This window comes from Paraburkholderia podalyriae (assembly GCF_014397785.1).
In the GTDB taxonomy this organism is placed as follows: Bacteria; Pseudomonadota; Gammaproteobacteria; order Burkholderiales; family Burkholderiaceae; genus Paraburkholderia; species Paraburkholderia podalyriae.
Genome location: NZ_VZQQ01000063.1, coordinates 25,216 through 33,466, shown reverse-complemented (window position 1 = coordinate 33,466; position 8,251 = coordinate 25,216). Strand labels below are relative to the sequence as shown.

At 58.5% G+C, this 8,251-nt stretch carries 8 protein-coding genes and 2 pseudogenes; 7 read left to right on the top strand and 3 right to left on the bottom strand.

All coding sequences use genetic code 11. The features are described from left to right. Nucleotides 1-311 precede the first annotated feature (311 nt). The 7 genes and pseudogenes from bktB to pntA form a co-directional block, all read left to right on the top strand. Nucleotides 312-1,502: a beta-ketothiolase BktB gene (gene bktB / locus F6X42_RS35450; protein WP_187638612.1), complete on the top strand. Its 1,191-nt coding sequence runs from the start codon at nucleotides 312-314 to the stop codon at nucleotides 1,500-1,502. Between the two features lie 147 nt (nucleotides 1,503-1,649). Next, entirely contained in the window at nucleotides 1,650-2,399 is a 750-nt protein-coding gene (locus F6X42_RS35445) for an electron transfer flavoprotein subunit beta/FixA family protein (protein ID WP_187638611.1), read from the top strand. Between the two features lie 21 nt (nucleotides 2,400-2,420). Continuing rightward, nucleotides 2,421-3,353 (top strand): electron transfer flavoprotein subunit alpha/FixB family protein, encoded by a 933-nt coding sequence (locus tag F6X42_RS35440; RefSeq protein ID WP_187638610.1) that lies wholly within the window; start codon nucleotides 2,421-2,423, stop codon nucleotides 3,351-3,353. 629 nt (nucleotides 3,354-3,982) lie between these two features. Beyond that, complete coding sequence (locus tag F6X42_RS35435) at nucleotides 3,983-4,150, top strand: NAD(P)/FAD-dependent oxidoreductase (protein ID WP_187638609.1); 168 nt, start codon at nucleotides 3,983-3,985, stop codon at nucleotides 4,148-4,150. Nucleotides 4,151-4,276: 126 nt separating this feature from the next. Next, nucleotides 4,277-4,654 carry a 4Fe-4S dicluster domain-containing protein gene (locus F6X42_RS35430; RefSeq protein ID WP_187638615.1) on the top strand — a complete coding sequence of 126 codons (378 nt, stop codon included), beginning with the start codon at nucleotides 4,277-4,279 and terminating at the stop codon, nucleotides 4,652-4,654. A 47-nt stretch (nucleotides 4,655-4,701) separates the two neighbouring features. After that, nucleotides 4,702-5,217, top strand: a complete 516-nt coding sequence (locus F6X42_RS35425) for a MaoC family dehydratase (RefSeq protein WP_187638608.1) — start codon at nucleotides 4,702-4,704, stop codon at nucleotides 5,215-5,217. Nucleotides 5,218-5,606: 389 nt separating this feature from the next. Next, nucleotides 5,607-5,879 (top strand): annotated as a pseudogene (gene pntA / locus F6X42_RS35420) (Re/Si-specific NAD(P)(+) transhydrogenase subunit alpha); the annotation flags it as partial. A 57-nt stretch (nucleotides 5,880-5,936) separates the two neighbouring features. Here the strand turns inward: pntA and gfa are convergent. The 3 genes and pseudogenes from gfa to F6X42_RS35410 form a co-directional block, all read right to left on the bottom strand. Beyond that, nucleotides 5,937-6,512 (bottom strand): annotated as a pseudogene (gene gfa, locus F6X42_RS44565) (S-(hydroxymethyl)glutathione synthase). 20 nt (nucleotides 6,513-6,532) lie between these two features. Next, a complete protein-coding gene (locus F6X42_RS35415; protein WP_187638607.1) occupies nucleotides 6,533-7,642 on the bottom strand; it encodes an S-(hydroxymethyl)glutathione dehydrogenase/class III alcohol dehydrogenase in 1,110 nt (369 codons plus the stop codon). A gap of 64 nt (nucleotides 7,643-7,706) precedes the next feature. Then, complete coding sequence (locus F6X42_RS35410; protein ID WP_187638606.1) at nucleotides 7,707-8,111, bottom strand: RidA family protein; 405 nt, start codon at nucleotides 8,109-8,111, stop codon at nucleotides 7,707-7,709. Between the last annotated feature and the right edge of the window lie 140 nt (nucleotides 8,112-8,251).

Genomic DNA, 8,251 nt, shown 5'->3' with positions numbered 1-8,251 from the left:
AATTTCCGCTTCCGCGAAGCCAATCTGCCTCTTCATCATCGTGAGTCTGTTCCGTGAGCTGTCTTCTATAACGTCCTCAGCTACGCCGGCGATGACCGCCGAGCCGAATAAATCAGCGTTTCCCTAGGGCGATGCATCTTTTCTCGGCGCAATGTTGACACGTGAGAGATAGAAAACATATTCGCCAGCGAATATCGGCCAGACCCGGTCGAACTTGCACAGGGCATCGACATCGAGTTTATGTGAACAAGGACCGGAATCGCCTGGATTGAAGCGGGCTTCCGATACTTTGTTGCCAAATGGAGTTGAAATTGAGCAGAGATGTGGTAGTTGTGAGCGGTGTACGGACCGCCATCGGCGGGTTCGGAGGCAGCCTGGCGAGCTTTCCACCGACCGATCTCGGCGCACGCGTGGTGCGCGAGGCGCTGTCACGTGCGTCGGTGTCGGGCGACGAAGTGGGGCACGTCGTGTTCGGCAACGTCGTGCACTCGGAGCCACGCGACATGTACCTCGCGCGCGTCGCCGCGATCAACGGCGGCGTCGCACAGCACGCACCGGCCCTGACGGTGAACCGCCTGTGTGGTTCCGGTTTGCAGGCGATCGTCTCGGCGGCGCAATGCATTCTGTTAGGCGACACGGACATTGCGATCGGTGGCGGCGCCGAAAGCATGAGCCGAGCGCCGTATTCGATGCCCGCCGCGCGCTTCGGCCAGCGCATGGGCGATACGCAGCTCGTCGACATGATGGTAGGAGCGCTCAGCGATCCTTTCCATTCGATTCACATGGGCGTGACCGCCGAGAACGTCGCGGGCAAGTACGACATCTCGCGCGAAGCGCAGGACGCGCTTGCGCTCGAATCGCACCGTCGCGCGGCCAAGGCGATTGCCAACGGCCACTTCAAGGAACAGATCCTGCCCATCACGATCCCATCAAAGAAGGGCGATGTCGTCTTTGATACCGACGAGCACGTGCGCCATAATGCAACGGCCGGCGATTTCGCCAAGCTCCGGGCGGTGTTCGCGAAGGAAAACGGCACGGTCACGGCCGGCAACTCGTCGGGCATCAACGACGCGGCCGCCGCGGTCGTGCTCATGGAACGCAGTACGGCGGAAAAGCGCGGCCTGAAGCCGCTCGCGCGCCTCGTCGCCTACGCACATGCGGGCGTGGATCCCGCATACATGGGCATTGGTCCAGTGGCCGCCACCCGCAACGTGCTCGAGCGCGCGGGGCTGAACCTAAGCGAGCTCGATGTGATCGAAGCGAACGAAGCGTTTGCGGCACAAGCGTGTGCGGTCACGAAGGAACTTGGTCTCGATCCCGCGAAGGTCAATCCCAACGGCTCGGGGATATCGCTCGGCCATCCGATCGGTGCGACTGGCGCGCTCATCACGGTGAAAGCGCTGTACGAGTTGCAACGCATCGGCGGGCGGTATGCGCTCGTCACCATGTGTATCGGCGGCGGCCAAGGGATCGCGGCGATTTTCGAACGGATCAATGTGTAAACGCGAGTGTTGCGCGCCAACGACCGGCTACTTGTCAGGCGCGGCCATAGGCACTTGTGCTGTGTCGTCGGCGGAATCGTCGCGAATCGTTTGTCGAGCCGTCTATTGGACGACTATTGGCGCAGGAGCGCTAGATGGGAGCTGAAAATGAAAATACTGGTTTCGGTGAAACGTGTAATTGACTACAACGTGAAGGTCCGGGTGAAGTCGGACAACTCGGGTGTCGATTTATCGAACGTGAAGATGTCTATGAATCCGTTCGATGAAATTGCGGTGGAAGAGGCGGTGCGCCTGAAGGAAGCCGGCGTCGCGACCGAAGTGATCGTCGTGTCGGCAGGTGTTGCGCAGGCGCAGGAAACGCTCCGCACGGCGTTGGCGATCGGCGCGGACCGCGCAATTCTTATCGACTCGAATGAAGAGTTGCAGCCGCTGGTTGTGGCGAAGCTCCTGAAGGCGCTAGTCGAAAAGGAGCAGCCGCAACTCGTGATCCTCGGCAAGCAGGCCATCGACGACGATTCCAATCAAACCGGTCAGATGCTCGCTGCGTTGGCGAATCTGCCGCAAGCGACGTTCGCATCGAAGGTCGTTGTGGCTGATGGGAGAGCCAATGTTTCGCGTGAAGTAGATGGCGGTGCTGAAACGCTTTCGCTGAAGCTGCCGGCCGTGATCACGACTGATCTGCGTCTGAACGAGCCGCGCTACGTGACGCTCCCCAACATCATGAAGGCGAAGAAAAAGCCGCTGGAAACGATCAAACCCGCAGATCTCGGCGTCGATGTCGCGCCGCGCCTTAAAACGCTGAAAGTCGCCGAGCCGCCGAAGCGTTCCGCCGGGGTGAAGGTGCCGGATGTAAAAACGCTGGTCGAGAAACTGAAGACCGAAGCGAAGGTACTCTAAGTAGAAGCGGAGACAGAGCAAATGACGAATCTGGTAATTGCAGAACACGACAACGCGTCGATCAAGGCCGCGACGCTTCACACAATCGCTGCGGCACAGAAAATCGGCGGGGATATTCACGTGCTGGTCGCGGGTCACAACGTACACGCTGCGGCTGTTGCGGCGGCGAAGATCGTAGGCGTCGGCAAGGTGCTGCTTGCAGATGCGCCGCAACTTGCGGAAGGTCTCGCGGAAAACGTCGAAGGCACCGTGCTGAACATCGCAAAAGATTACTCGCACATCCTTGCGCCGGCCACGGCTTACGGTAAGAACATTGCACCGCGTATTGCCGCAAAGCTCGATGTCGCGCAGATCAGCGACATCACCGCTGTCGATAGTGCCGACATATTCGAGCGTCCGATCTATGCAGGCAACGCCATCGCGACGGTGCAGTCGCAAGACCCGATCAAGGTCATCACCGTCCGCACAACGGCGTTCGATGCCGTCGCGGCCGAAGGCGGCAGCGCAGCGGTCGAGAAGGTCGAAGCCGCACCAGCCAGTGGTCTTTCGCAGTTCGTGAGCCGCGACGTCACAAAGCTCGATCGTCCGGAACTGACGAGCGCAAAGATCATCGTCTCGGGTGGACGGGGTCTAGGCAGTAGCGAGAACTACACGAAGATTCTCGAGCCGCTCGCCGACAAGCTCAACGCCGCACTTGGCGCCTCGCGCGCCGCAGTCGATGCGGGTTACGTCCCGAACGACTTTCAGGTCGGCCAAACCGGCAAGATCGTTGCGCCACAGCTCTACATCGCAGTGGGCATTTCGGGTGCCATCCAGCATCTCGCTGGCATGAAGGACTCCAAGGTCATCGTCGCGATTAACAAGGACGATGAGGCGCCGATCTTCAGTGTGGCCGACTATGGCCTCGTTGGCGACCTGTTTGCGATCGTTCCGGAACTCGTCGAAGGCATCTAGGCGCCTGACGCAACGTGGACAAAGAAAGTGCAAAAGGCGCAGGAGCTGATCGCTTCAGAGAGAGAGAGAGATCAAAACGCCAATTTTCGAACCTTCAACTTCCCATTGGAAGTCTGGATCGCCTGACGGCGCCAGTGGTCCCATCCGACCGAGAGCGCCGGCGTCTTCATGCTTAATCGTCTGCTTGGCGGATCCCCTTGCGGATTGAGTCGGTCGAAAAAGCGGATCAATGAGTTGCTAGCTCTTCAGTCGCTCAATGGGAAAGTTTTTTTCAATACTCAGGAGCGTGAACCGTGATGGATGTTCGGAATGAATTGAGAGTGTTTGGAGACGTGGACAAAACGGATGCCAGCCGTGTCCAGGTCAATCTCACAACTGCTCGGAACCTTCGCGTCCACACCTTTTCAAGTTGGGCATGGGCGTCCCGGAGCCAATACGACTGGATGGACTCAAACTTTCCTTCTATTGACCATACGTGATGGACTTAGATCGTGTCACGCCTCCGTCGTGTCACCCGGACACTGCATTCCTGCACAGCTGGATTCGGCGCACCGATTCAACGCGACGGCGTGACTTGTTGCCCCGGGCTAACTCACAACGCGCCCGGTAACCCGTCGCTAGGCAGAGGCTTGCCCATCGGCGACAACGCGGGATTTCTGAACGCATCGCGGATCAAGGTCAGTTACGGCGCGATCAAGTCCGGCACGCTCGCCGCGGACGCCGCATTCGATGCTATCCGGTGCGGCCGCGTGCGCAACGAACTGAGCGCTTACCCTGAACCGTTCAAGCGCTCGTGACTGCACTAAGAGTTGCACAAGACGCGCAACTTCAAGCAGTGGATGAGCAAGGGGCTCTATGTCGGCACGCCGATGGTCGGGCTGAGCAGAAGCTCTTTGGCGGCCGCGTGCCGTGGATGCTGAGCCATCGCCACGCGGAGCACGAGACGCTGCGGCCCGCTGCTTGCCGATCGCTTATTCGAACCCGATTGCAAGCTGACGTCCGACCGGCTCTCGTCCGTCTTTAGTGCGAACACGAACATGAGGAGAATCAGCCGGCGCACTTGGCGCTCAAAGACGCACTGTCCCGGTGAGTGTCAAGCTCGCGAAATACGCTGGACCGGAAAGTCGAATTGCCCGGCGGGCGTCTATGAGTTCGTCAAAAGCGTGGACCTCGCCCACCGGCTCATCGTCAACGCGCAGAACTGCGTGCACTGCAAGACCTGCGACGTGAAAGACCCGACGCAGAACGTCGTGTGGGTCACGCCGGAAGGCAGCGGCGGTTCGAGCTATCCGAACATGTGAATGGCGGGCCGGCTTGCATCGACCGATCAACAGAGGGAGACATCAGCATGAGCATCATTGAATACAGCATGGCTACGCTCGACGACTTCGTCGGTCGTGAATTGGGGGTATCAGATTGGGTCGTCGTCGATCAGGCGCGCATCGATGCGTTCGCCGACTGCACCGGCGACAAGCAGTGGATTCATGTGGACGTCGAACGCGCGTCACGCGAGAGCCCTTACGGCGGCACGATCGCGCACGGCTACTTGACGCTGTCGCTGCTGGCGGCGCTGGCGATCGACATCGGGATGATTCCCGCAGACGCAGCGGCGGGCCTGAACTACGGGCTGGACAAAGTGCGCTTCGTCGCGCCGGTGAAAGCCGGCGTGCGGGTGCGTAGCCAGCTAGTGTTGCTGGAGATCGAAAGAAAATCCAGGGGCCGCGTCATTCTGAAGATCGCCAACGAATTGCAGATCGAAGGTGAAGACAAGCCGGCACTGATCGCCGAGACACTGGTGATGCTGATTGCGCGCGACGTTCGAACGGTTGAAAAAACGGCTATATCCGGAACTCTCTACCCATAAACCAAGAAACCGCAATCACCCCAATGCAACCAGCAGATCACGAGTATTCCGAGGCAAGTTAGAAGGTTCTGTCGCAGTAAGGCGATTCGCTATCATGTGCGGAACAAGATGCACGACTGAAAACTCAATGAAGACGTTGAGTTAGGCGATAGCCCGGGTGCTGAAGCGCTTGTATTCTGGGCGGGATTGAAGTCAATGCATATGATAGCCAAAGGAAAGATGACGTGCGCGAGCGGAGCCCGTCGGTCCGTCGCTGATCGCTTTTAAGACCTCACAATATAAGCAGTACGTGACATATCGACATTGTTCGCGCGGTGCTCCTTACTGCGACAAAACCCTGAAGTGCAGGCCCGAGTTCCTTGCGACGGCCACTACCATCAATTGACAATATGACATTACTGATTGGAATTCCTCTGGAGACAGCCACTGGGGAGCGACGTGTAGCAACCGTGCCCGAAGTGGTCGAGAAACTGATCAAGCTTGGGTTCCCGGTTGCTGTGCAAAGCGGCGCCGGCGCAGGTGCGAACTTTGGCGATGGTGATTACGGTGCGGCGGGTGCCGAGGTCGTGGCAACGGCCGCCGAACTCCGGGCCCGCAGTGACATCGTTTTCAAGGTGCGCCCCCCGAGCAGCGAAGATCTCACAATTCAGAGTGATCGAGGTGTGTTTCCAAACCTCTTGAGTACCATCGTGGCTGTGCCGCTCAATACGTTCCATGGGTCAAGCCTCTCGGTAAGTGCCTTTCGCCTTCGCTGCATGCGCGGCGAGGATGTCCATCAATGCAGGACTGAGGCAGTCGTAGGGCTCCAGTCCGTTACTGCGAAGAGTGTCGCGGATCTCGGCCATCGCGGACGGCGGCGTTCCGCTTTCGATCACGGAAGATACGAAAGCCGCGAAACCGGGACCTTCCGAGCCGCTGTCGGGAGAAAGTTCGGTATGTACAAAGTCGAGACCAAAAAAGGCATGCTCCTTGTTTTCGATTCGGCCAAAGAGGTGTGCACCGCAGCTGGATCACGCGTGCCGCCGGATCAGAGCCTGCTCATCAACAGTCTTGAGTTTTTCCTTACGAGCGGTGACGTGAACCTTGTCGCGTGGGACAACACCAACCACCGAGAAAACTTCACCGTCCGGTTTCCAGCATTTGGTGCAGCCGCAGGCATGATTGAAAACGACTTGGGAGTCGATCTGGACTTCAACGGGATCCTGAACGCACAGGCAACGCAACTTGCCGCCTGCGAAACTTTCCGCGCCTTTCTGGATACCTTTGTCGACTGTTGGGTGGATTGCTACGGTCATGTCCTAGCTGCTCTACGGGTTCAGTAATGAATCACTGTGCGAATTGACTTTCCTTCGTGCATCAGGTCGAACGCCTCGTTTATCTCCGGAAGAGGCTTGGGATGCGTGACGAACGGCCCGAGATTGATCTTGCCGGTCATCGCATCCTCGACCATCCCCGGCAGTTCAGATCGACCCTTGACGCCGCCAAACGCGGTTCCTAACCAGCGCCGGCCGGTGACCAGTTGGAACGGCCGCGTCGATATCTCCTGCCCGGCACCGGCGACGCCGATGACGATAGATTGCCCCCAGCCGCGATGCGCACTTTCGAGTGCCGCGCGCATGACGTTTGTGTTGCCAATGCATTCGAAGCTGTGATCAACGCCCCATCCGGTCAGATCGACGATCACCTGTTGGATCGGCTTGCCGAAGTCATTCGGGTTCAGGAAGTCAGTAGCTCCGAAAGTGCGCGCAAGTTCGAACTTACTTGGGTTGGTATCGATGGCGAGAATACGGGAAGCCTTCGCCAATTTTGCGCCTTGGATTACGGCAAGGCCGATGCCGCCGAGACCGAACACTGCGACCGTGTCGCCCTCTTGCACCTTCGCTGTGTTTTTTACGGCGCCGAGACCCGTGGTCACGCCGCACCCCAAAAGGCAGACGTGTTCCGGGTTTGCATCTGGGCTAATCCTGGCCAGCGATACTTGCGCAACGACGGTGTACTCGGAAAATGTCGAACAGCCCATGTAGTGGTAGATGGGTTGGCCGTTATAGCTGAACCGCGTCGTGCCGTCGGGCATCACGCCCTTTCCCTGCGTGTCGCGAACCGCGACGCAGAGATTAGTCTTTCCACTCTTGCAGAAGAGGCATTCGCCGCATTCGGCGGTGTAGAGCGGAATCACGTGATCGCCTGGCTTGACACTCGTCACACCTTCGCCGATTTCAACAACGACGCCCGCTCCCTCATGTCCGAGTACTACCGGAAAGAGACCTTCCGGATCGTCGCCCGAGAGCGTGAAGGCGTCGGTGTGACAGACGCCGGTATGGGTGATTCTGACGAGGACTTCGCCCTTGCGTGGAGGTTCGACATCAATTTCGACGATCTGCAACGATTGTCCCGGTGCAAATGCAACTGCGGCACGTGATTTCATGTGATTCGATCCGGATGAAATGTGATCGGGGTGGCGGACGCAGCTGGACCTGCTGCGTCCATCATCAGTCGATACGCCGTCTTTCGGGCAGGACGGCAAAACCATCGACTTCGAGCAGCACCGCCTTGTCATAAAGCTTCACAAGCGGAATGAGTGCGGCCGATGGCGGTGCGTCGTTGTTGATGTACTCGGAGCGTACCGAGCGCAGAATCGCCAGCATGGATGGATCGAAATCAACCACGTAATGCGTGAGCCGAGCAACCGCTTCGAATCCGGCGCCGGCCGCATGCAGGGTAGCTTTGATGTTTTCGTAGGTCGCCCGCAATTGTGCTTCAAATCCCTCAGCGAGCTCCCCGTTCGGCAAGGTGCCAACGTGCCCGCTGAGAATGAGAAGGTCTCCGCCGGAGATTCGCATGCCAAGCGAGACACCCGGGAATCCGCCAGCTGGCGGGTTGACTGGAGTGAGCATATTCGTGTCCTGTACTTATTGGGTTAAAAAACTGACCACTAAGTATAGACAATCAAAAATCGCCCAGCAACAGCCGCAAGCGCATCGGCGATCCTTCGCTTCTCCGAACCACACTCGTGTCTGTAGGCATCCATCGCGGG

Coding starts and splice junctions, on each gene's coding strand:
- F6X42_RS35425 (WP_187638608.1), top strand. CDS start 4,702: ATGAGCATCATTGAATACAGCATGGCTACGCTCGACGACTTCGTCGGT.
- F6X42_RS35415 (WP_187638607.1), bottom strand. CDS start 7,642: ATGAAATCACGTGCCGCAGTTGCATTTGCACCGGGACAATCGTTGCAG.
- F6X42_RS35410 (WP_187638606.1), bottom strand. CDS start 8,111: ATGCTCACTCCAGTCAACCCGCCAGCTGGCGGATTCCCGGGTGTCTCG.
- F6X42_RS35440 (WP_187638610.1), top strand. CDS start 2,421: ATGACGAATCTGGTAATTGCAGAACACGACAACGCGTCGATCAAGGCC.
- F6X42_RS35445 (WP_187638611.1), top strand. CDS start 1,650: ATGAAAATACTGGTTTCGGTGAAACGTGTAATTGACTACAACGTGAAG.